The sequence below is a fragment of the Qipengyuania sp. SM2512 genome, assembly GCF_054954005.1.
Window position 1 is genome coordinate 2,451,892 of sequence record NZ_CM143134.1, and the last position, 22,512, is coordinate 2,474,403.

At 58.9% G+C, this 22,512-nt stretch carries 22 protein-coding genes; 13 read left to right on the forward strand and 9 right to left on the reverse strand.

The window, feature by feature from the left end:
- Nucleotides 1–268 precede the first annotated feature (268 nt).
- From ACQ5J0_RS12280 to ACQ5J0_RS12315, 8 genes are all read left to right on the forward strand, one after another.
- Nucleotides 269–3,241, forward strand: coding sequence for a MobA/MobL family protein (locus tag ACQ5J0_RS12280; RefSeq protein ID WP_462567789.1), 2,973 nt, complete (start codon nucleotides 269–271; stop codon nucleotides 3,239–3,241).
- Between the two features lie 192 nt (nucleotides 3,242–3,433).
- Entirely contained in the window at nucleotides 3,434–4,279 is an 846-nt protein-coding gene (locus ACQ5J0_RS12285; RefSeq protein ID WP_462567790.1) for a 3'-5' exonuclease, read from the forward strand.
- Between the two features lie 128 nt (nucleotides 4,280–4,407).
- On the forward strand, nucleotides 4,408–4,887 hold the full coding sequence (locus ACQ5J0_RS12290) for a hypothetical protein (RefSeq protein WP_462567791.1): 480 nt from the start codon (nucleotides 4,408–4,410) through the stop codon (nucleotides 4,885–4,887).
- An 87-nt stretch (nucleotides 4,888–4,974) separates the two neighbouring features.
- A complete protein-coding gene (locus ACQ5J0_RS12295) occupies nucleotides 4,975–5,553 on the forward strand; it encodes a hypothetical protein (RefSeq protein WP_462567792.1) in 579 nt (192 codons plus the stop codon).
- A gap of 43 nt (nucleotides 5,554–5,596) precedes the next feature.
- Nucleotides 5,597–6,352, forward strand: a complete 756-nt coding sequence (locus tag ACQ5J0_RS12300; RefSeq protein WP_462567793.1) for a hypothetical protein — start codon at nucleotides 5,597–5,599, stop codon at nucleotides 6,350–6,352.
- 745 nt (nucleotides 6,353–7,097) lie between these two features.
- Nucleotides 7,098–8,087 (forward strand): glycosyltransferase family 2 protein, encoded by a 990-nt coding sequence (locus tag ACQ5J0_RS12305; RefSeq protein WP_462567795.1) that lies wholly within the window; start codon nucleotides 7,098–7,100, stop codon nucleotides 8,085–8,087.
- Nucleotide 8,088: 1 nt separating this feature from the next.
- Nucleotides 8,089–8,820: a class I SAM-dependent methyltransferase gene (locus ACQ5J0_RS12310; RefSeq protein WP_462567796.1), complete on the forward strand. Its 732-nt coding sequence runs from the start codon at nucleotides 8,089–8,091 to the stop codon at nucleotides 8,818–8,820.
- Nucleotides 8,821–8,827: 7 nt separating this feature from the next.
- Nucleotides 8,828–9,211 carry a GtrA family protein gene (locus tag ACQ5J0_RS12315; protein WP_462567797.1) on the forward strand — a complete coding sequence of 128 codons (384 nt, stop codon included), beginning with the start codon at nucleotides 8,828–8,830 and terminating at the stop codon, nucleotides 9,209–9,211.
- Here the strand turns inward: ACQ5J0_RS12315 and ACQ5J0_RS12320 are convergent.
- The 6 genes from ACQ5J0_RS12320 to ACQ5J0_RS12345 form a co-directional block, all read right to left on the reverse strand.
- The gene (locus tag ACQ5J0_RS12320; RefSeq protein ID WP_462567798.1) at nucleotides 9,208–10,350 is read right to left on the reverse strand and encodes a glycosyltransferase family 87 protein; all 1,143 of its coding nucleotides are present in this window, start codon (nucleotides 10,348–10,350) and stop codon (nucleotides 9,208–9,210) included. The two genes, ACQ5J0_RS12315 and ACQ5J0_RS12320, sit on opposite strands and share 4 nt — an antisense overlap.
- 88 nt (nucleotides 10,351–10,438) lie before the next feature.
- A complete protein-coding gene (locus ACQ5J0_RS12325) occupies nucleotides 10,439–11,635 on the reverse strand; it encodes a glycosyltransferase family 87 protein (protein WP_462567799.1) in 1,197 nt (398 codons plus the stop codon).
- 657 nt (nucleotides 11,636–12,292) lie between these two features.
- The gene (locus ACQ5J0_RS12330; RefSeq protein ID WP_462567800.1) at nucleotides 12,293–12,913 is read right to left on the reverse strand and encodes a TadE/TadG family type IV pilus assembly protein; all 621 of its coding nucleotides are present in this window, start codon (nucleotides 12,911–12,913) and stop codon (nucleotides 12,293–12,295) included.
- Between the two features lie 11 nt (nucleotides 12,914–12,924).
- Complete coding sequence (locus tag ACQ5J0_RS12335; protein ID WP_462567801.1) at nucleotides 12,925–13,536, reverse strand: TadE/TadG family type IV pilus assembly protein; 612 nt, start codon at nucleotides 13,534–13,536, stop codon at nucleotides 12,925–12,927.
- Between the two features lie 37 nt (nucleotides 13,537–13,573).
- Nucleotides 13,574–15,142: a TadE/TadG family type IV pilus assembly protein gene (locus ACQ5J0_RS12340; RefSeq protein ID WP_462567802.1), complete on the reverse strand. Its 1,569-nt coding sequence runs from the start codon at nucleotides 15,140–15,142 to the stop codon at nucleotides 13,574–13,576.
- 187 nt (nucleotides 15,143–15,329) lie between these two features.
- The gene (locus ACQ5J0_RS12345; RefSeq protein WP_462567803.1) at nucleotides 15,330–15,500 is read right to left on the reverse strand and encodes a hypothetical protein; all 171 of its coding nucleotides are present in this window, start codon (nucleotides 15,498–15,500) and stop codon (nucleotides 15,330–15,332) included.
- Between the two features lie 110 nt (nucleotides 15,501–15,610).
- Between ACQ5J0_RS12345 and ACQ5J0_RS12350 the strand changes: the two genes are divergently transcribed.
- Nucleotides 15,611–16,582 carry a phosphatase PAP2 family protein gene (locus ACQ5J0_RS12350; protein WP_462567804.1) on the forward strand — a complete coding sequence of 324 codons (972 nt, stop codon included), beginning with the start codon at nucleotides 15,611–15,613 and terminating at the stop codon, nucleotides 16,580–16,582.
- A 100-nt stretch (nucleotides 16,583–16,682) separates the two neighbouring features.
- Nucleotides 16,683–17,911, forward strand: a protein-coding gene (locus tag ACQ5J0_RS12355; RefSeq protein ID WP_462567805.1) for an IS3 family transposase whose coding sequence is annotated in 2 segments (ribosomal slippage) — nucleotides 16,683–16,932 and nucleotides 16,932–17,911 — 1,230 coding nt in all. Because the reading frame shifts where the segments join, the coding sequence is not laid out codon by codon here.
- Here the strand turns inward: ACQ5J0_RS12355 and ACQ5J0_RS12360 are convergent.
- Nucleotides 17,908–18,078 (reverse strand): Flp family type IVb pilin, encoded by a 171-nt coding sequence (locus ACQ5J0_RS12360; protein ID WP_462570113.1) that lies wholly within the window; start codon nucleotides 18,076–18,078, stop codon nucleotides 17,908–17,910. The genes ACQ5J0_RS12355 and ACQ5J0_RS12360 overlap by 4 nt on opposite strands.
- Nucleotides 18,079–18,598: 520 nt before the next feature.
- Nucleotides 18,599–18,991 (reverse strand): metallopeptidase family protein, encoded by a 393-nt coding sequence (locus tag ACQ5J0_RS12365; RefSeq protein WP_462567806.1) that lies wholly within the window; start codon nucleotides 18,989–18,991, stop codon nucleotides 18,599–18,601.
- Nucleotides 18,992–19,096: 105 nt separating this feature from the next.
- Between ACQ5J0_RS12365 and ACQ5J0_RS12370 the strand changes: the two genes are divergently transcribed.
- The 3 genes from ACQ5J0_RS12370 to folE are packed head-to-tail and all read left to right on the forward strand — an operon-like array spanning nucleotide 19,097 to nucleotide 21,751.
- Nucleotides 19,097–19,588 carry a hemerythrin domain-containing protein gene (locus ACQ5J0_RS12370; protein WP_462567807.1) on the forward strand — a complete coding sequence of 164 codons (492 nt, stop codon included), beginning with the start codon at nucleotides 19,097–19,099 and terminating at the stop codon, nucleotides 19,586–19,588.
- Nucleotides 19,589–19,610: 22 nt separating this feature from the next.
- Entirely contained in the window at nucleotides 19,611–21,146 is a 1,536-nt protein-coding gene (locus tag ACQ5J0_RS12375; RefSeq protein WP_462567808.1) for a phospholipase D-like domain-containing protein, read from the forward strand.
- On the forward strand, nucleotides 21,143–21,751 hold the full coding sequence (folE, locus tag ACQ5J0_RS12380; RefSeq protein ID WP_462567809.1) for a GTP cyclohydrolase I FolE: 609 nt from the start codon (nucleotides 21,143–21,145) through the stop codon (nucleotides 21,749–21,751). Before ACQ5J0_RS12375 ends, folE begins: the two co-directional genes overlap by 4 nt.
- Before the next feature lie 153 nt (nucleotides 21,752–21,904).
- On the opposite strand, the gene ACQ5J0_RS12385 is transcribed toward folE, so the two are convergent.
- Nucleotides 21,905–22,384, reverse strand: coding sequence for a redoxin family protein (locus tag ACQ5J0_RS12385; RefSeq protein ID WP_462567810.1), 480 nt, complete (start codon nucleotides 22,382–22,384; stop codon nucleotides 21,905–21,907).
- Nucleotides 22,385–22,512 lie beyond the last annotated feature (128 nt).

Consider the following 22,512-nt stretch of genomic DNA (forward strand, 5'->3'; position numbering starts at 1 on the left):
CGTCGATTGAAGGACCTGGGACGCCTGAAATGTCCCGATGCCCCTGAGGGGCAAAAGGCGTGAACCGGAAAGCTCCCCGGTTCGCGCATCATACTTATATGCAGCGCTAAAACTGCAACGTACTCCGACAATGCGAACGTCAAAAACCGACAGGACGTAAGGTTCAGTGGGTGGGGACGCGCAAGAAACGTTGACCCTTGCTTTGCATGGTCAACACCCGCTCCCCGCTTGAAGTCCCCACCCCCTGTTTCAGGCAAGGGCGCTTCGCGTGGTCACATTAGAATACGACGGAAAATCAGTGCCTGCAACAGCGGGCTGCGTCGATGCGATCATGAAGGACGGTCGCACCGCGCGGCGCCTGCTGTCCAAAGAGCGGACTGCAGAAAAAGCGCGCGAACGATCGGCGAAGCTGCGCTCGATTAACGAGGCGCGGAGCGAACGCGAATACGGCCGGCAGAAGCGTAAGATCCTCCGCGAACTCGGGCTTCATCAAGACGGCAAAGCCTGGGGCCGAACCTTTCATGTGAAGGTCGAAAAAGCACCTGAGCGAATGAAGCGTAAAGGGCAAAGGACGATCAATCCGACCAAACTGCGGTTAGGCATACGGAAATACAAAGCCGCCATCCGTGACAGTCGCGGACGTAGCGCCGTGTTCGTTAGAATGCGTTACCTCGGCCAGAAATCGAAAGGATATCGGGCCGGTCTGGCAGCCGACCACGTCAAATACATCTTCCGCGCGGACGGGCTGGAGGATCCGGACATCCAGCTGGCGGCGCCGATGTCGAACGTCGGGAAATCAGTCGAGGAATGCGCTGCTTTCTGGAACGCGCTGGAACCGATCGAGCAGGGCTATCGCGCCAATTCCAAGATTCAGTTCCGGATGACCGTCGCGCTCCCGTATTTCTTCGATGCCGAGCAGCGCCGACGGGTTACACAGGCGATCGGGGACCAGGTTTTTGGCCGTGTCGGTCTCGGCTGGATGGCCGCCAATCACCTCCCGGACGCAAAAGGCTCCCAGCGCAATTTCCATCCGCATTTCGCAGCGTCCATGCGTCCTGCGGAGCGCATGGGAGACCATGAATGGGCCTTTACGGAGGAGAAGCTAACCGAGCCTTTTACGCCTGAGGGGCTGCTTCGAATGCGGGCTGAAATTGCCGCCATCATCAATCTGGAATGCCGCCGTTCCGGGTTCGAGGAGCGATACACACATCAGTCCTATCAGCGCCGCGGCCTCAACGCGGTGTCAACCGAGCATGTCGGACCAGAGCGGATGGCGCTGCATGACAAGGGCGAACCGATCGGAGTCGTCGAACGCAACAACGCCCGTATCGAATCGAACGAACACACGGTCGAGGCGCAGTATTTCTCGAAAAAGGTCGCGATACACGAGCGGCTCGTTGCGCTCGCAAAAGAGGTGACCGTGCACGCTCGTAGCAGCGCTGGAGTGCAGGCCCTGAAAAACGCCGTCGCGCATACGCGAGAGACGACCGAAGGGTTTGCGCTCCTGCAAAACACGATGGGAATGCGCCGAGCTATTTCAAATGCTGATGAGTGGCTTCGGCCAGTCCGAACTGGCGCGACGAAGCTTCGTGAAGTGTATTCGGCGAAAGTCATGCAAAAGCTCGATCTATCCGCGCTGAATTACATGTCAGCCCTGACGAGAGGGCGCCAGCGTGGCCGGGTTGCTCAACCACGTCGTATGTTGGCAGCAGCGCGTGACGCACTTCCGCGAACCGCCAAACGCGCCGACAAACTGCGCAACAGCGTTCCGGCCCAGACTGTCCAACGCAGGACACCACAAAAATTGAATGAAATCCTGCGATCCGCTCGGTCGTTACGCTCGTCCATCGAGGTTACTGCTGGACTGCGCGGCGAGGCATTGGAACACCTCGGCAAAATCCGGAATCAGGCGGCCGCGATCCGGCGTGAGGAGAAGCCCACCCCTCTGCGCAAAGCAGGGGACACCCCGCTGGCCAGGAACATCGCATCCGTAAAGAGTATCGGGCGGCAGGCTCCAGCCCAACGGGTCGCAGCTCCGGCTATCTCATCGCTGGCTGACACTGCCAGCGCCCGTGGCGTTCTTTCCAGTCGGGCCAAGCCAGGGAAAATCGATCGAGAAGCCATGATCGGCCTGGCGTCCATTACGCGTGAAGCGAGAGCCCTACACACCATCCCGGGCCACCTACTTCGAGCTTATAAGGCGGAGCTTGAGCTGCTCCAGAGGATTCGCACAGCAGTTTCCGGGCGGTTGATTGCAAAGCCCGCCCAACCAGCCTCGTCAGAGCTGCTGCCGCATCGGCTTGAAACAGCTCCCTCCGCGAACATTGCGGATGATACGCCAGCTCCAGCAGCCGCACCGGACAACCAACGGACGAGCGTGGCGCAGGCGGTCAGGCAGACGGGCATCGCCTCGTCGGTGCGCACCACAACCGAGGTATCCGGCTTGGATGATGGCATTGGCAAAGAGGCCGACGCAGCCCACGAGGGGCCGAAAATCGCGCAATCGGGAGGTGCGGCCAGCGCAATTGCTGGACCCGGGGCAAATGCCAATGCAGTGCGGCCTGGCTCCGTTGAACCAACGCGCGCAATGACAGCGGAAATGCCCGCACGTGACGAAACTTCCTCGCCGGACAAGACCAAGCCGACATCCCTCATGCGCGAGGCACCGACAGTTCCGGGACCACAGCACGTGGTTGATCTGCTGGATGGCGAGCGCTTTGCGGTAGAGGAAGCACATCGGGGATTCTATGTTCCGCTCAGCCCGGTGATCGCAAAACACGGCATGCACGAGGGGGCAATTCTCCATCCGATCGTGCAGGCCGCCCTGGCCGCGCGCCTTGAGCGGCAGCGTGAGGACCAGAGAGTTTTGGCGCCACTGCTCGCTCGATATGCGCACGAGCAGGATATCGGCGACGATGACAAAATCATCGCCCGCGTGCCGGATGGTGAGCACCGCAGGCTTGTCGAGCATTGGCGCGGAACCGGCCTGCTGCAACTGATGCTAGCGCGGATGCGGGACGAGCAGAAGCGCAAGACCGAAAAGCTCTATCGTCAATGGAGGCGGGCGCGCGAGGAAGGTCCAGTAGAGCGAGAGAGGTGCGCAGGCATGGCCCATGCGCAACAACAGCGCTGGCCCATCGAGCTTCGCCTGCAGGATCAGAAGTTGATGGAGCAGGACGCTGCGCTCCATCGCCAGCGGCTTCGCCAGCTTCAGGCTCGGCAACAGGGGATGGGGCTCTAAGAACGACTACGCATGGACCCATATCGGGAAAAGCCACGCTCCCGGCGTGGAGTGGAGAAGTAGCACCCCGGCAGATGCCTTGCGGTGACGTTGGAAAGGGATGGAAAATGGTTCCGTCTACCGACGTCACCGTGAGGTGAAAAAATGAGTACGATTTGCGACAATATCGGCAGCTCCGCCGTCGGCAGACTGATGAGCGGCGAGGATGACCAGTGCATCTCGCTGTGGCGAGTCCGGCCCTTCGACCAGTGGCCGAAACTGGACGATCCAGTTGAACCCATCCGGACCATCGCCGTGCTCGATACAGAAACCAGTGGGCTCGATCCAACCAAGGATTCTGTGATCGAAATCGCCGTGGCGTTCTGCGAGGTCGACGCATTGGGCCGTATCGTGACGGTGACTTCAGCCGGCGAGGCACGCCAGGCGCCGGGGTTTCCGCTCCCGCAAAAGATTGTCCAGCTCACAGGCCTGACCGATGCCATGCTGGAAAACCAGTCCATCAATACTGCGCACATAGCGAGGCGGCTCAATGCGGTAGATGCCATCGTCGCGCACCACGCAGCCTTCGACCGGCCCTTTACGGAACGGTTGTTGCCGGACCTCGAAGACAAGCCCTGGGTTTGCAGCGTGGCGAATGCTGCTTGGGCCGACTGGGGATGGGACGGTCAGAAGCTCGATCATTTGCTCATGCAGTGCGGACTGTTCAACCCGGTCAAGCACCGCGCGATGTCGGACGTCGTGAGCCTCGTGAATCTGCTGGATCAGGAAACTCCCACCGGTGGTTCGGTCCTTGCTGAATGCATGGCGCGGGCGGCTAAGCCAACGTGGCGTTTCGAGGCGCGCAGGCTGCCGCGCTCCTTCAAGAATGTCGTGAAGGAGCGAGGCTGGCGGTGGAATCCAAAAGCAGAGGTCTGGTGGGTCGAAGTGGCTGACGAGGAACGCGAGGCTGAGGAAGCCTGGTATGCAAGCGCATTCCGGCCGTTCCGTGACCCGCCTTACGTTGAGCGGGTGACCTGGACCACGCGCTACCGGCGCTGATCGCAGACCAGTGACAGGCGGCGCTACCAGCGTCGCCCGGACTTCCAGATTGGCGGTAAAAGCGGGCTTTTCGAGAGATGGAAAAGGCTCCGGCGAATACGCCGTCACCGCAAAACAGGATACCTAACATGACAAATACCAAGACCGTCGCGGACCTCTGTCCGCGCGAAGCACTCTCACGTGCGCTTGCCGCAGCTCTGGGCATGCCAAACGGCATGACCTGCAACGGGTCCGTGAAATTCGAGCACGTCGACAACCCTACCGATCGCCGGCTTCTGGCGCTGGCCGTGCAATCGATCGCGCTGCGTCCGCATACGATCGTGAGCTTATGGCGAGGGTGCGACACCGATAGGCCTCGGAGCCTCGCAGTGATCCACAGGCATGTCCTTGGCGTGGAGTTCGTGCCTGTCGATGTCGCAAGGCCGCGCACCGATAGAGCCATGGTGCTGGTCTGTGGTGATCGGCGAAGGCTTTTCACCCTGACTGAAGTCGGCGCCCTTTGGGAAACCAGTTGCTCACCCAGCGCCGCGATCGATCAGGCAATCGCGAGGGGGCAGGCGGAACTGGCCCAGGCTGTTGGCCATCTTCGATCCGCCAACGCGAGCTGATCCCGCCAAGCAACCCAATCACTCAGAGCAACAGAAAGCGGGCGGCACCGGGAGGTGGCCGCCCGCTTCGTTTTCAGGATATTGAATATGAACCACTACACCCATCCGCAGACCGTCGTGTCGTTTGCGGTCATCCATCGCTCGCGTTGCCTTGACGGTGACCAGCCTATCCGGGCCATCGGCGCGTTCCGGGTTGCTCTCGGGTCGGGAGCGGATGTCACTTTCGAGCGCCATCACTTCTCCTATCACCCTGACGACCTGCTCGGTCCCACCGCCGATATGCATTCGCTGGTCGATGGCCGAACCGACTGCCTCGCAAATCTGGGAGCCGCATTTCGCATGCTGGCGTCTCTGGACGATGATGGCCGCCTCACGGACGCGGAGCGGCGCGTGTTTCCCATCCGCGACCACCATCGCCATCGGCGGGCCCATTACATTTCCGCAAACGAACGGGCGCTGACCCTGATTGGGAGAAGCTACGGCATCGAGCTGGCTCTGCCTGATGCAGATGAAGCCGTCCAGGCAGCAAGGGCGCCGCAAAAAGCGCAGGCAATCTGGCTTGCCTGGCTCAGCGGTGTTCTCAGCAACGATCCGCAGCATCGCGCTACCCTTGCCGCGTTCCAGGCTTGGCACGCGCTCGACCGTGCACGGCCAATTCCATTTTGAAGGAAAGGAGGATGCCAATTTTGGCTGAAAGGAAAATAATGAAATGACAAAGACTTATATTGCAATCGACTGCGAATTCAGTTGGGATGAGGCACTCCATCAGGCCCACCTGTCCTTCGATCCTACATCGAAAAAGCATGCGACAGCCGTGAAGCGAGTGATGGCTGCCAGCGCGTTCGAATTCTCGATCGATGGGGAAGGGCGGGTATCGACCGGCGCAGTGGTGTCTTGGAATGAATTCGAGTGGGGCAGCGAGAAAGCGGTGATCAAACAGCTGTTCGATTATCTGCGGGCGCGTCCTTCCGGCGCGGTGCTGACCTATGGCGGGCTAGGCACGGACATCCCCGTGTTGCTGCTGGCCGCCATGGAATACGGCATCCGGCTTCCCAACCAGCTGCTCGATCAACCAGGGCGCAAAGGCCCAAGGCCGCACGTCGATTTGGGGCTGCAACTGAAGGCTGGCGGGAGGACTTGGAGCCATCTGAGCCAGGTGCTCTTGCGGATTGGCGTGCCGCTTGAGCTGGTTCGCGACAAACGATCAGTCCTGCGGCCGTGCCAACCGAAGGCTTGGCAGAATCTCGCTGACCATGTCGAGCTCGACGTTCTGCTGCTTGCTATCGCCAAGGTGGCGTGGCGGGTTAGCCAAGGCGTGTCGGGGCTCCGACAGGAACCCGCAGTGATTGCGTTGATCGGTGGATTCCTCCGACAACGCCGTGACCATCGCGCGGCGTCATTGCTGCGCGACTATTCTGCGAAGCTTGAAGGCCGATATCGCGAAAAGCTCGATATCGCGGCTTGAACGTCTAACTACCTATGCACCGGGCCGGAGAGATTCAGACATCTTCCGGGCCGGCGCCAACGCAAAGGGCAATCGCGTTGGCGGAACCCAGATATGCGAGCTGGGCGTAGGATTTCTTTAACTCCTTCAGTCCTATGATGGCATCAGTCGCGAACACAGCGTGCTGGATTAGTATCCAAGCCGGTGGCCGTAATTTGGTGTCGCTCCAACCCCTAGGAATGCGCTTCTCTGCGTGTCCGATCGGCGTTCGAGGTCACAAGAATGATCCCTCAGCACATCGCTACCGTTGTCGTGGTCTCGCCCGCCCACCGAGGTTATCATCATGGCGAGCTCTAATCCGAAAAATCCAAGCCCTCATGGCCGAATGCGACGTCTGGCCCGCATAACACTACTAAGGCTACAAACGGCCGGCTCTCACGGGCGCAGGTTCGGACCGCGCTGACGGCCATCGATATGACGCCGGGCTCGCGTCTCCGCCGCTATGCCAATTAGCGCGGAAAAATCGCCGGCGTCGACGCCGAAGATCTGCTCCAGGACGCCTTTCTACGCTTCTTGTCGTCGCGGAGCTGAAAATCGGGCAGCAGTGCTAAGTTGAAGCATTTAGAGGTTTCTTAACCCCGGCCCCTTAGGGCTTAGCTACCCGAAACCAGGGAATGTGTGGTGCCGGCGAACCAGTCTGATGAGAGTGATCGCCGTGCGGCGAAGGCGTCCGGATCGTCAGCTGTTATTGCGAAGGGTGAAGGGCATGATTGAGGGTCTGACATTCCAGACTCCCGCCTTGCTTCCGGATCAACCGCTGATCTCTTTCGTCGTGCCGGTTTACAACGAAGAAGAATGCGTCGGCCATTTTGCAGCCGCGATCGCGACCGTGATCGCCGAGAGCTGGTCGGACGGCGGCCCCCCTCCGCACTTCGAAATCGTGTTCGTGGACGATGGCAGCCGCGACGCCACCGCCGCAGTGGTCAGGGCGATGTGCATGTTGGACCACAGGATAAAGCTTGTCTCCCTGTCGCGCAACTTCGGGAAGGAAGCGGCGCTCAGCGCGGGGCTGAAGGCGGCCACGGGCGATGCGGTGATACCGATGGATGTCGACCTGCAAGACCCGCCGGAACTGATCCGGCCAATGGTGGACCTGTGGCGGAACGGCGCGCAGATTGTCAACGCCAAGCGGATCGACCGCCGTCAGGACACTTTCTTTAAGCGCGCGACATCGCGATTGTTTTACAAGACCATCAACGCGATCGCCGATCATCCCATCGCGGTTGATGTCGGCGATTTCCGCCTGCTCGATCGCTCAGCCGTAGCCGTGCTCAACGAGATGACCGAGCGGTGCCGCTTCAACAAGGGGCTGTTTTCGTGGATCGGATTTCGCACCGAGACTGTCGAATATGCGCGACCCATGCGCCGGACGGGTTACACGAAGTGGCGTTTGTCGCGGCTTGTGGCGCTAGCGCTCGACGGGATAACCTCTTCGACGACATTGCCGCTACGCGTGTGGACGATGATCGGTGCGATCACCTCGATCCTCGCTTTGGGATACGCCGCCTTCCTCCTTGCCTATACGATCATCTCGGGAGTCGATACGCCGGGCTATGCCTCGATCATGGTCGCCGTGCTGTTCCTTGGCGGGCTGAACCTTTTCAGCCTTGGCTTGATGGGAGAATATGTCGGCCGGATCTCGATGCAGGTGCGGGGCCGACCGCTCTACATCGTGGCCGAAACAATCGGTTTCTGAGATGGAACTGGCGGCCTATCAGACGCTTCGCGATTCGCAGGACGGCCACTGGTGGTTTGTCGGTCGCCGCCGGTTCGTCGCGCAGTTGATCAAGCGGTTCGTCCCTCTGCCCACCGACGCCCGGGTGCTTGAAGCTGGATGCGGCTATGGAGGCAATCTGGCAATGCTCGGCCAGCTGGGGGACGTGCAAGCCTTCGAGTTCGACGATGACGCGCGCGCGTACGCCGCAATGCTTTTGGGCCGGTCGGTGGCCTACGGCAGGCTCCCTGACGCGATCGGTTTTGAGAATGATCGCTTCGACCTGATCGCTATGCTTGATGTGCTCGAACACATCGACGATGATGTCGCGTCGTTGCGCTCGCTTGGAGACCGGCTCGCGCCTGGTGGTGCGGTGTTGCTGACTGTCCCAGCCGTGCCATGGTTGTGGTCGGACCATGATGTGCTCCACCAGCACAAGCGGCGCTACACGCGGGCGCTGTTGGTCGAGCGGCTTCATGAAGCCGGGTTCGAGGTCGCCGGGATAGGCTATTTCAACACACTGCTCTTTCCGCTGGCGCTGGCCCAGCGGCTGCTCGCGCGCTTGTTGGGCGGCAACGCCGATCATTCCGCACCGGCCGAATCCTTGAACGCAGTCCTGACCGCGATCTTCTCGCTGGAGGGCAAATTTCTGGACCGGGTCCCCTTTCCTATCGGCCTGTCGCTCTTCGCGGTGGCCCGCAACCGGCGAGCATAGGTTGACCTTGCTGCGTCAGCTCGCCTCATTCGGGGTGGTGGGAAGCTGCGCGACGCTGCTCCACGTTGCATTGGCTTGGCTGCTGATTGAACAGGCCGCTTTGGACGGGTTTCTTGCCAATGCTTACGGTGCAGCGGCTGCATTTTCGGTTTCCTATCTCGGCAATGCCAGGATCACCTTCGCCAGCGGGAGGGGATCGTGGAGCGGGGCGGTCCGTTATCTGGGTGTCACGCTGGTCAGTTTGGCACTGTCGACCGCGATCCTTGCCCTGACGCAGCGCTGCGGCATGCCGACCTACGCCTATGCCCTGATCGTAGTGATGACGGTTCCGCCGGCGACGTTCATGCTGGCCAAGTTCTGGGCTTTCCAGCAGCCGCGGCAGCGAGGCTAGTCGGATAGCTGATCAGGTCGCGGGCGGTAAGCTACTGGATTTAGGTCTGGTCGATCTGCTCGCACCCGCCGCCAAATAAGCGCGATCATCGCTATCGGTAGCAGCGGCGCGGGATTGAAAACTTCATTGAAGCCCCAGTTTTGCAAAGCGACTACGAAAGGTATGCACCATAGTGAGGCAAGAACGCGCGGGTCTTCGCCGCTGCGGGCTAGCCATACGAACGGCAAGAGCAACAGCACGGTATCGTAGAGATAGATGTAGGGGGAGATGAGAACCGAACCGGCCGCCAGCATGGCGGCTTTGGCGTCCATTTCGGCCTTGATACGCCACACCAGCCCAACGCCAAGCGCCGCAGCACAAGCGATGAGAATGTGCACGCTCCACGCTGCCATGGAACCCGCACCCGCCAGACGAAGCGAGGCGTAAACGCTCGCCATCTTATGCCACCCCACTAGGCCCTCGACCGCGATCGAGGAAAATAGCGGCATCTGCTCGAGGAACGCCTGATAGGCTCCGATCCCGAAGGCCAGCAGCGCGATCAGCGTCAGTCCCACCGAGGATGCCGCCGCGCCCATGAAGGCGCGCCAATGGCTGCCAGCAACCAGTGCCAGGGGCAAAAGCACCGCCAGATGAGGCTTGATGACTAGACAACCCAGCACCAGCCCGGCTCGGACCGGTTGGCGCTTCAACAGCGCCATGCCAGAGATGAACATGGCACCTGTCAGCAGTCCATTCTGTGCGATGATGCCGTTGACAAGAACCGGGGGGAAGGCGGCCCCGGTCCATTTGGCATAAGGCGCAAACTGCCGCACCGCGATGATGTAGAGCGAATAGGTGAGCGCCACCCAAATGATCGCCGCCATGGCATAGGGCAGCAGCGCAAGGGGCGTCACGAAAAACAGAAACGGCGGCGGGTAGGCGAACGGCATTAAGCCTTCGAATTCAACCAAGGACGCTTGAACCTGATCGTGAATTGTGAGGTCGAACGCGGCCAGCGCATCGCCCCCGAGCGTGAGCTTGCCCGCAGCCCAAAAGCTCATGAAATCCATCCGCCGCAGGCTAGTGACATTGGTGAACAGCGCCACGGCAATGACAAAGCCGAAGCCTAGCGCGAATACCTTGGCTGCGAGAAGGGTCAAACGGTCTCTGGCGCTCGATAGCATTTCGGCACGGTCCCTTCTCGAGTTGCCAGTCCCGCGCGGGTCCAGAGCGACTAACAGTTACCCATCAGGTGCGACAGCATATTGTGTGGGCTTCTGGCGGCACCGCCGCGTGGCGCAAGCGCGAAACGAGCCGGACGACGGCCCAAGCATAGACCGCAAGCAAGCCGATCAGGCTGACGGTGACGAACATACTCGCTGCCCAGATCGCGGGCATGATCATGTCCCTGAGTCGCTCGAACCGCAAGGAGGCCACCACGGGTGCGAGCGCGGCGAGTTCATAGTTCATAGCGTAGGGACTCAGCAGTAGCGCGCCCCCTACCAGCGTCACCAGCCGGAGTCCCATGTCGCGGGTTCTGGCAAAACTCAGCCATAGGATCGGAATGACGACAAGCGCCGCGCATGCTGTGACGAAATAGGGAGGGAGGTCCATACGAACGAACATCGCATAGGGGGTCACAGCATTCCGCAGCAGAGGCTCGAATTCGGTCACAAGCGCCTTGAACGCAGGCAGAGCCGAAAGCCACGCAAGCCACGCATCAGGACCGAACACCGCTAGCGACACACCGCCAATGGCGGTGGCTGTTGTGCCTGCTGTGGTAAGGGCCCGCCAGTAACCTCCTCCAGCCAATGCGATCGGGGCAAGAAGCAAAAGCGGTGGCTTGATCATCGCTGCCATCGCGAAGAGCACACCTGCCCATCCCTCCGTTCGATCGAGTTGCGCCAACCCGAACAGGATCAGCGCCACTACCAGAATCGTCGGCTGGCCAGCCAAGACCGCAAGCACCACTGACGGTGCGGACAGCAGCAAGAGCGGTTGAGGCCTGAAAGGTCGCGCCGCGCGGGCGAACAGTGCAACCGACAGCACACTGAAGAACAAAAATGCGGCGGAGAACGAAAGTGTCGATAAGGGCGCAAAGAGCAAGAGGGCGCTGGGCGGATAGACGAACGGCCGATCCGATGTCGCGCCGACCAACGGCGCTTGGAGAGCTGAAACGAGGTCAATTTCGTAGGCTAACTGCGGACTGGTCCAGGACAATTGCCCGCCGACCCAGAGCGGTGCCCAATCTGTCCCCGGCTTGAAAATACTGATGATGATCCCGTCAAGGAAAACAAAAAGCACGACGAGCCCTATTAAGGCAATCGGCGACCATTTCTGCGAACCGAAAGTGCCGGATGGAACGCATTGATATTTTGAGCGGCTTTCCCGCGTTCCGCTACGGGAAAAACTATTAAAACTCCACTGATGCTGGTCCTCGCGCATAGTTTACGGTGTGGAATGAATTAGTTAAGTCTTTCTAAATTAGCCTTCGAAAACTAGTTTAGTTACGGTTGTTCTCCGGCGGATATAACCCTCTTTCTGGTGATAGTGGACCACAAGCTTCGCAACTGTTAGTTCGCACGGGTTTAGGCCGATCGAGTGCTCTAACGGAAAAGCTCGTCTACGAACGAGGATGGTCGCGCACCCCACTCCACTCCTTACGGGACCGCTGTTCTTTCAGATCGCAATCTTCCGTCGCTGCTAGCACGCGTTGTAGGGTGAGTTTCGCCACCCCAAATAACCATTGTTATAACGAACTTCTTTGAAGAAGCCATCCACTTCTATCCACGGCTGTAGATACGCTGAAGCTAGATTATAAGGTAACAGGTTCAGAAGAAATCGCCGTCTCATTTTACTTTGCGACAAACTTGTGGCGTTTCTGCCAGGGCTCAAGGCTATCTTGAGTTTCTTCGCGGTAATCGTAACGTGGATCATATTCGGCGGCTTCGCTCATGTCCGTCATGATCTTTCGGATTAGATCGCGCTTGGCCAATCCAAATCCAGGATCGTTTGCGCATTCCCGTTGGATTCTAGGGCGTCCGCCTCGGGCGATAAGGCGTGCCGAAAGTTCAGGCATTCTTTTTTCCCTTCTGCCATCTATTAGCAGGTAAGCTTGTCCCCGTTAGGAATAGACGAATTATTCCCTAGTTCAAGATCAGTTCGATCACGGACTATGAAGGCCGTTTGGTATCGGAAGGTCTGCTCATCAAAATACGCATCTGTAATCAATTCCTCATGATCGTAGATGACTTCAGCCACAATAAGAGCAACTCCTGGCGGTGGACGCATTTTGGGCGTTTTGCCAACACCTTGCAGGCTTGAGTCGCGCTGACCTTTACCTTCTTTTCCGTATTGTGACTGGACTTCCTTTCCGCCGATGCATCGTTGCCACCGGATCCAGTCTCCGTTGTTATTAGGGTTTCGCTGGATGGATGAGATTATTAGCCGGCCGCGATTTTCAAAGTCGAGATCCTTCCCATTGATCCGCGCGGCAGCCATGATCTCATGGATGTCAGTTTCATCGATGGCACCGCGGACACGGGCAGTGTTGTCAGCGCTGGTTGCGGCGATGCGCTGGACCTTCTGCTGCTGCATTGCTGTCCAGGCGAGCTCCATCCCGCCGACAATTGCAAACATGAACATCGGAAGGATCAGGGCGAATTCGATCACCGCGGTGCCTTTTTGCGATTGGCGTAGCTTCCTTCGCAGATTGTGCATCATGATTGAGTTCCTCACGCTTCGCATGTGACTGGGTTGCCGGGCGCTGCAGAAACGCAGCATTCTTGTTCTTTCATGTCGATGTTTCCTGCAAAGGGTTCGTTTCGCAGGGTGGTCTGAGCCTTGATGACAACCTGATCCTCGCCTGTGATCACATTCACCACGAGCGGAAAAAGAGCGTCGTAAGTGATCGTGACATGGTAATTGATAATGTCCTCAGCCCCGCCGATACCGGTGCGCGAGGGATTCTTGTCCCATTGCTTGTTGCCATTAGTGTCGACGAAACAGTAAGGTGCCTCGGTTGAATTGCTGAGCCGCTTTTCAGGCTGACCGACCTTGCTGAAATCATCGTAGAACAGCTTCTCGATTTCGACCTCGGTGCTATTTGTGAGCTGAAGGTTGGCTTTGACGTATTCGTCGATTTTCTCGCCTTCTTCACCGATTCTCGCAGGATCGCCTGTTACTGACATGCGCGCTGCTTCGCGCAGAACCCCTTCAGCTCGAGCCTTCTGATACATCTGCATGCCCATTTCGATCGAGCCCATGATAAGCACGAACAAGGGCAGTGCGATGATGGCAAACTCGACGGCAGCGATGCCCTTCTGGTTGCGAAGAAGCTTATTCATTTTTAGGGTATTCCTTGTGCAAGGATCTTTGCGCTGATTATTCAGAAAGCCTGAGCGCGCCGATGTTGCGGCCGATTTCAGCGAATTTCTCCACCAGGGTATCGGACTCGTTGATTGTGAACGCCTGGTCATCATTGCTTGCGCAGCGCTTCAAGGATTCGTCCTCCTTGGTGCCGAAGGCGATTGTCCAGACAGACACCTGCTTTGCCTTTGCGGCATTGCAGACCATCAAGAAGCGCTTCGTGTGCCGCGCATTGTTATCGTTGAAGTTTGTGCCGCCGACCCTTCGATCATATTTCTCAATTCCATATGCCGAGTAAGCGCTTGAGTGATCAGCAGTTGAAGCAATGCAAATGCCCCAGAATTCCCGAGCGCATGAATCTACTGGCGCACTCATTTCACCGTCAGTCATGTAGATGATATGCCGGCGAACCGGTCGGCCATTGTATGACGAAGGATTATCAGCTCCGAAGATCCCGCCGCTGGAGATCAGTCGCGCTCCCCAGATCATTCCCAGGTCGTGATACGTTGAACCTCTTGGGACCAGATCCCTGACGATATCATTGATATCTGATTGATCGAGCTCATCGAGAAGCGTCACCTCGCTGGGGCAAGACGTATTGGGATTTCCGTTCAGAGGATCGAAGATGTAGGGCTTCCACCGAGTATTTTTATCTGAATTTGGAATGAGGTCGATATCGAGATCGTGCACTCCTGCGGGAGGAGCATCTCTGGAATCATTGCCAACAATAGTGTTGATTGTTCCTCGTTCCTCGACACATCCATCCCACTTTTCATTCTGGAAATTGGTGTGTCCATTTTTGTTGCCCAAGGACCCGCCGCGGACATATCCATCCAGATTGTATTCGACTTGTTCGAAGCTCCAGTTACGCGATCCCCTGACCCAATGGTAGTAGGGCACATTTCTTGTTTCGAGATAGTTTGAATTCTCGTCTTGCAGGATTTTACCCACATTGACCGTGCTGGAGTAAGGAACGACGCCAATTCTCAAGCGAAGATTTTGTTCTCGTAGCTGTTTCTGAGCGGGAGCTAGTTCGGCGTAGAGGCTCTTCACTGCTTCTCGCAGTGTTTTGATTCGTTCGACGCCGTCTAGCTTCTCATTCATCGATCCAGTGGTATCTAGGACCAGCACGATGTCGACATTGTCGAGGTTCTGCGTGGCTTCACCAATGGCGTTGATGTCGTATTTTTCGATGCCAACGAGGCGCAGCAGAGTGGTCTTGATATGGGTGCTGGCCTCGACTCTGACGGTGCCGACGTCGGGCTTGGTCAGATTGACCTGCAGTGGCGCCGTTCCGTAAAGACCATCCTGGAAATTGAAGTGCATGAAAGCGTTGACCTGCGACCGCGCCGTCTCGATGTTATCGTTGCTCATCGACCGTCTTCCGGCGAGAGCGGCGCTGTCGACAGCTTCTTGCAGCTTGGCTTTGGCAAGGCTGGCCCGAGCATAATCGAGACCGCCGCCGATCGTGGCGAGGATCGGGATAAGCGCTGCCGCCATAATCGGCAGGACGTTTCCCTTCTCGCAGATGGCGAGACGGCGGGCGATACCAGAGGTCATGCTTTTTTCCTTTTTCGTCAGCATGATCTTTTTGACGGCATTCGGTTTAAGTTTCCTCAACAGCCCCGTAAGGTAACTTGGCACGAGACAGGCTTATGCTGACGCCGGGCGACGTCAGCAATGTGGCCGCAGCCCCCACGCTTCTCGAACGGGACAGCGGGATGTGCTATCTGCTCGGGGACAAGAGCTACGATGGGATTGGCTGCGGCATTCACTGTGCGAAACAGGCACATATCCGGTGATAGCGGTTCGGCGAAACCGCAAGCGCATAGTCCGCTATGACAAGCAGCGATATTGCGACCGTCACCTCGTCGAAAATGCGGTTCGTCGTCTCCAGGACTTCAGCCATGCCGCCACCGGTTACGACAAGCTTGCCGCTCACTTCGTATCGGGTGTGGCGCTCGCCAATGCCGTGTCCTTTTCGCTGTGAATGGGGCTGAACCCTAGGGTCGCCGATACCAATTATTAAACATGGACACTGTATTAAACGCTATGTTATCGGAAAACGTAGCCCCCGGATTCAAAGCTTCTAAGGGCACCTTTACAGCCCCAAAATTCGTTGTGGGAGTGCGGCTTTCTGCGCTGATGGGAGTTTCGCTAACTTGCTCTTCAGTAGCGCTGATCGCAATTATAAGTGCGACGGGGCTCGAACTCCATCCGGAGTTCCTGCAGATTACGGTCCTCGGACTGCTTTTGGCGCTAATCTCAGTCTATTGTGATCTGCGAAAACACAGCTGGCGTCTGACCGAACTTTCCAAGCTGCTGGCTTTTGTGATTCTAAGTCTACTCCTCTGCGGTCTCGTTTCCAATACGGGGCTCAGACTTCAAATGCCGATTGCTGACCCGCTATTAGCGAGAATTGATGCACTTCTGCTTTTCGGCGTGCGGGAAACCGTTTATTTTGCTGCCTCGGAAGCTTGGATCGCTCGCTGTTTGCATATAGCATATAATAGTTCGAGTGTGCTCTGCTTGTTGGCAGCAGGTTGGATGCTGGCGGCTGGCGCGAGATTAGAATTGTGGCGATTTGTAGCGACCGCCATAGTATCAATGCAGATAACCGCGCTATTGTCTGTTTTTTTTCCCGCCCAAGGAGCTATATTGCACTATGGTCTGGATAACCTTCAAAGTGCCGGATTGCCTCACGGTGCGGGCACTTATGCAAAGGAGAGTTTCTCCCACTTCTATTTTGGAGCTGAAAAGCTTGTTACGCTCAGCGATCTAAACGGTGTTGTTACTTTCCCGTCGTTCCATACTGTTCTCGCACTGCTCATAATTCAGGGTTCCCACTCGACGCTAGCAAGGTGGCCCGCAATTATTTGGAGCGCGATAACGATCGTTTCCACGATACCGATGGGGGGACATTACTTCACGGATCTTGCCGCCGGATTTCTTGTCTGGTTCGTCGCCTTTAAAACCGTGGAGCGAACCTTATCGTGCTCACACTGTGGAATTGAACATGGTTGAGATTAATTTGGCTCGCGACTGCTTGCATTATTATTGACGTGACCCCCTGATTTTCCTCCAGTCTCGATTAGAGTCCGGCCCTGACAGAAGGACGGACGAGATGAAGAGAACGAGGTTTACCGAAGAGCAGATCATTGGCGTGCTGAAGGAGGCCGAGGCGGGAGCCAAGACCGTTGACCTGGCTCGGCGCCACGGGGTGTCGGAAGCGACGATCTACAACTGGAAGTCGAAGTATGGCGGGCTGGAGGTGTCCGAGGCTCGGCGGTTGAAGGCGCTCGAGAGCGAGAACGCGAAGCTGAAGCGGCTGCTGGCGGATGCGATGCTCGACCAGGCTGCCTTGAAGGATCTCCTGGCAAAAAAGTTCTGACGCCCGCCGCGAAGCGGGAAGCTGTGGCTCATCTCCGGGACTGCCATGGGATGAGCGAGCGGCGGGCGTGCCGGGTCATTGATGCCGATCGCAAGAGCGTGCGTTACCGTTCCAGGAAGGGCGATGACGCCGCGCTTCGCGAGAAGCTGCGCGAGCTGGCCAACCAGCGTCACCGGTTCGGCTACCGCCGTCTGCATATCCTGCTGCGCCGGGAGGGCGTGATCAACCGCAAGAAGACCCAGCGTATTTATCGTGAGGAGAGCTTGGCGGTTAGGCGGCGACGCAGTCGCAAGCGTGCGGTCGGCACCGGAGCACCGGCTCCAGTGCTTGCCCTGCCGAACCAGCGTTGGAGCCTGGACTTTGTGCATGATCAAATGGCGTCAGGAAGACGGTTCCGCGTGCTCAACATCGTCGACGATGTGACCAGGGAGTGCCTGCGAGCGGTGCCAGACACATCGATCTCGGGTCGCAGGGTCGTGCGCGAGCTGGCGGAGCTGATCGCCGAGCGCGGCAAGCTCGGCATGATCGTCAGCGATAATGGCACCGAACTGACCAGCAATGCGGTGCTGGCATGGTGCGGGGAGATCGGCGTGGAGTGGCGTTACATCGCGCCGGGCAAGCCGATGCAGAACGGCTTCTGCGAGAGCTTCAATGGTCGCATGCGCGACGAGCTGCTCAACGAGACGCTGTTCCTCACCCTCGCTCATGCCCGGGTCGAGATCGCGGCCCGGGTTGAAGATTACAACCGGGAGAGACCGCACTCGGCCCTAGGCTACGCAGCCCATTGCTTCAACCGCGCTCATGCGCAACAAAGCGGCTCGGCTCTAATCCCAGCTGGAGGAGAGCTGGGGGTCACGTCACATATTCAAAACGGCGCAGAGGGTTTGAACCTCTGCGCCGTCCGGGTGTTCACAGGGCCAAGAGACGAACCTTTCCCCCGTGAAACTAAACAACCAATTTAATTTTTTGTAGCCATTGTCGTGCTTACTTTTGAAAATGTGGTGCTAAGTTGCGTTCCGAGTGCGCTCATCGCAGAGATGGCAGCAACTGCAATAAGTGCGGCAATCAGGCCGTATTCAATTGCGGTCGCGCCCTGCTCATCATTCCGAAGTTTCTTAAAGAATTTCATGGTCTGGTCTCCTGAGGTCCCGTTTGCCCTTGCGTGGCAGATATAGTGAATAGGATGAAACCGTTTACGTATGGTAAATGGCGCAAGAGATTTCCTCCGTGCCCAAATAGCAACATCGTCCGGCTGCAGCTCGGACGCCAGCACCTTGGTCGAATAGGCCGTGAACCACTCGTCGTTTACCGGACCAGCAGCCGACATCGGTGCGATCATAACGGTCATGCGACTCGGCGAACAACGTAGCGGTTCTGCACCCGCTGCCGGCTGGAGCACCCTACACCCTCATGTCCTCCATCAGCTTCGCCGCAACCGTAATTTTTCGGTCAATTAGTGGGCGTTGAGTGTAAAGGATAGAGACCGCGCCTTGGGATCATTGATCAAGTCTAACCGAGATTTCCCAATAATTTGAGTGCCCATTTTTTTCATGCCGGGCGCACCACAAAAGCCCATCTCTCCGGCGGAGGGGTGGGTTTTTGTGGTTCTGGGGTCGGAAACCGCGGGCCGAGGCAGCGCGGGAGCGGCCTCAGGCTTCGTCCTCGAGGCGGTGCATGTCCTCGTCGGAGAAGCCGAAATGATGCCCCGCCTCGTGGATCACCACATGGCGGACCAGCTCTTCGAGACCCACCCCGGTCTCCTGCATCTCGGCCAGCAGCGGTTGCCGGAACAGCCAGATCCGCGGCGGCAGTTCGCCGCTTTCCCAGATCGAGGCTTCGGACACGGGCCGTCCTTCGTAGAGCCCGCTCAAATGCCATTTGTCGTCGAGATCCACCGACGCCAGTTGTTCGGACGTGGCGAAATCCTCGACCCGCATAACTGCGCGATCGAGCTCGCTGCGGAATTGTTCGGGGAGCGTACGCAGAACCTGTTCTGCCAGCCGCTGCATGCGTTCCTTGCTGGGAGCTGAGCTATCGGTCATCGGATCCGGATATGGCCATCGCCGCCAAGGTGTGCAACCGGTGGAACAAGGGAGCGGCTGACCTGTTGGACAGCCGCCATCATAGCATATGTAAGGATACCAACGATGTCCCAGAACGACGAGATTTTCGCGCGCCTCAAGCAGGACCACGACAAGCACCGCGAACTGCTCGACCGCCTGCTGGAGACCCAAGGCGACAGCGAGGAGCGCAAATCGCTGTTCGAGGAACTGACCAAGGAGCTGAAAGGCCACGCTTCCGCCGAGGAGCAGGCGCTTTACTCGACCATGATGCGCAAGCCGCCGACCACCGACGAGACGCGCCACTCGGTCGCCGAACATCACGAGATCGAAGAGGCGCTCAACGACCTCGCCGCGACCGACATGTCGAGCAGCGCGTGGCTGCACAAATTCAAGGATCTCGACCACGACTATCGCCATCATATTGACGAGGAAGAGGAAGAGCACTTCCCCGACTTTGCGACCCATCTCGACGACCAGGACCGCGAGCACATGCGCAGCGTCTTCGAGCGCCGCAAGAAGGAAGAGAAGGACGAGGCAGAGGTGACCCCCGAGAAGAAAGAAGAAGCCAAGGAATAACGCTGGTCGGCGGAGGGACAGCGTGAGCGAACAATTGGTAGACCCCGAACGCGTCACCCGGCTCGACCTGGGCGTGGAGCCGGGCGTCTGGCGTTATGCCAGGGCGGAGCGCGCGACGGTGATCATCGATGCGGCGGATTATTTCGCGGCGATGCAGGCCGCGATGCTCAAGGCGCGCCACCGGATCTTTCTGGTCGGTTGGGATTTCGACACGAGGATCCATCTCGCGGACGGGCGCCGCTGGTGGCAGCGCTCCTACAAGGACGAGCACCCCTCGCGTCTGGGCAGCTTCATCGCCTGGCTCAGCCGCAACCGGCCGACGATGGAAATCCGCATCCTGAAATGGAGCTTCGGGGTGTTCAAATTCGCGATGCGCGGTTCGATGTGGGCGGATCTGATCCGCTGGGCTCCGCATCGGCGAATCGATTTCAAATTCGATAGCGCGCATCCCGTCGGTTGCAGCCACCATCAGAAGATCGCCGTGCTCGACAGCCGGCTGGCGGTCTGCGGCGGAATCGACATGACCGTCAAGCGCTGGGACACGCGCGAGCACAAGGAGGTGGACGAGCGCCGGACCACCCCGCGCGGGCGGGAATACGGCCCCTGGCACGACGCTTCGATGATGATGGAAGGCGATGTGGCCGAAGCTCTGAGCGATCTGGGCCGCGATCGTTGGATCAAGGCGGGGGGCGTGCCGTTGCTGCCGCTGAGGCCGCGCGAGGATTCGCTGTGGCCCGATGGTCTCAGAGCCGGGTTCGAGAATGTCGAGATCGGCATCGCCCGGACCTGCTCGGCCTATCGCGACTGGGACGAGGTGAGCGAGATAGCGGAGCTCTTCGTCACGCATATCAAGTGTGCCAAGCGTCACATCTATGCCGAAAGCCAGTATTTCGCTTCGCGCGTGGTGGCGGAAGCGATCATGGCGCGGCTTGCCGAGGACGACCCGCCGGAGATCGTCATCGTCCATCCGGACCATGCCGATGGCTGGCTCGAACAGCAGGCGATGGATCATGCCCGCGCCGAACTGGTGCGCTGTATCGAGGAGGCGCCCAACGGCGATCGATTCACGATATGGTGCCCCTATTCGGGCGAAACGCCGATCTATGTCCATGCCAAGATCATGATCGTCGACGACCAGATCCTGCGGATCGGATCGGCCAATCTCAACAACCGCTCGCTGGGTCTCGACAGCGAATGCGACGTTTTCATCGACTCCACTCGTGAGGGCAACTCCCATGCTGCCGAGGAGATTGCCCGGATAAGGCTGTCGCTGCTCGCGGAGCATTGCGGGCTGGACGAAGACGCGATGCCCGAATTGCTCGACAGGTACGGATCGATGGCGGCCCTGATCGCAGCGAGCGACAGCGGCGCGCGCACGCTCAAGCGTTATGTCGCCCCCGAACTCGACACCGTGGAGGAGAGCATCGCGCAGTCGCAGATGCTCGATCCCGAGACCCCCGATGCGATGTTCGAGCCCTTTGCCAAGGGCGGACTTTTTCGTAAGGGCAGCCGGCTTGGCCGCATTCGCGCCAAGCTCAGCAGAAAGACAAAGCAATGAGCAGCCTGGTCGGACCCGACGAAGACGATCCGCGCGGCAAGCCGCCCGTCCCGGAAGAAATCCAGGAAGCCGTTCGAACCCTGATCCGCTGGGCCGGCGACGATCCCGCGCGCGAAGGCCTGCTCGATACGCCGGCCCGGGTTGCCCGCGCATGGAAGGAATATTGCCAGGGCTACGAGGAAGATCCGGCCTATCACCTGCAAAGGGTGTTCGAGGAAGTCGGCGGTTACAACGAGATCGTCCTGCTCAAGGATGTGCCGTTCCAGAGTCACTGCGAGCATCACATGGCGCCGATCATCGGCAAGGCGGCGATCGCCTATATGCCCAACGACCGGGTGGTTGGCATCTCCAAACTGGCGCGCGTTCTGCATGGGTTCGCGCGGCGGCTTCAGGTGCAGGAACGGCTGACCGCGGAAGTGGCCGATTGCATCTGGACGCACCTCCAGCCCAAGGGAGTTGCGGTGGTGGTCGAGGCGTCGCACAGTTGCATGACCGCGCGCGGCGTGCGCACGCCCGGCGTCGCCATGACCACCAGCCGGATGATGGGTACCTTCCTCGAAGATCCGCGCAGCCGCGAGGAAGTGCTGAAACTGATGGGCTATTGAGCGGGTGGCCTGCAGCGGCCATTGCCGGTCGGCAAAGAGCAGGGCGGGATGAGCGTGGTCGAACCCGCCTGAAATCGATCATTGCGATAGAAGGCAGAATCGAAAAGGGGCGCCACTCGGGCGCCCCTTTTACTTTGTTCAATTTCGGGCTCTTTAGAGCTGCTTGAGCATATGCTCGGCGCTCGAAACCGAGAAATCGCCTGGCTGCTCGACATTGAGTTCCTTCACCACGCCGTCGTCGACGATCATCGAATAGCGCTGGGCGCGCTGGCCCATGCCGAAGCCGGAGCCGTCCATGGTAAGCCCGACCGCCTGCGCGAAATCGCCATTGCCGTCGGCGAGCATGGTGACATCCTCCGAACCGGCGGCGTCCTTCCAGGCGCCCATCACGAAGGCATCGTTGACCGAGGTGCAGGCAATCTCGTCGACGCCCTTGGCGCGAAGCTCGTCCGCCTTTTCGACATAGCCCGGCAGGTGCTTGGCCGAGCAAGTCGGAGTGAAAGCACCCGGAACCGAGAATAGCGCCACCTTGCGACCGGCGAAGAAGGTGCCTGCATCGACCTGCTCGGGACCGTCCTTGGTTGCCTTGACCAGCTTCACATCGGGCAGTTTGTCGCCCACCGAAATCGTCATGATCGCGTCTCCTGTTGCAATGAATATCCGTCCGCAGGCGGCTTAGCCCAGCGCCAGTTCCGTGCAACCGGTTTTCCGGCGAGGGCGGGGCGAAGCGGCCCGCGCGGTTGCCCTGCGCGGGGGGAGGG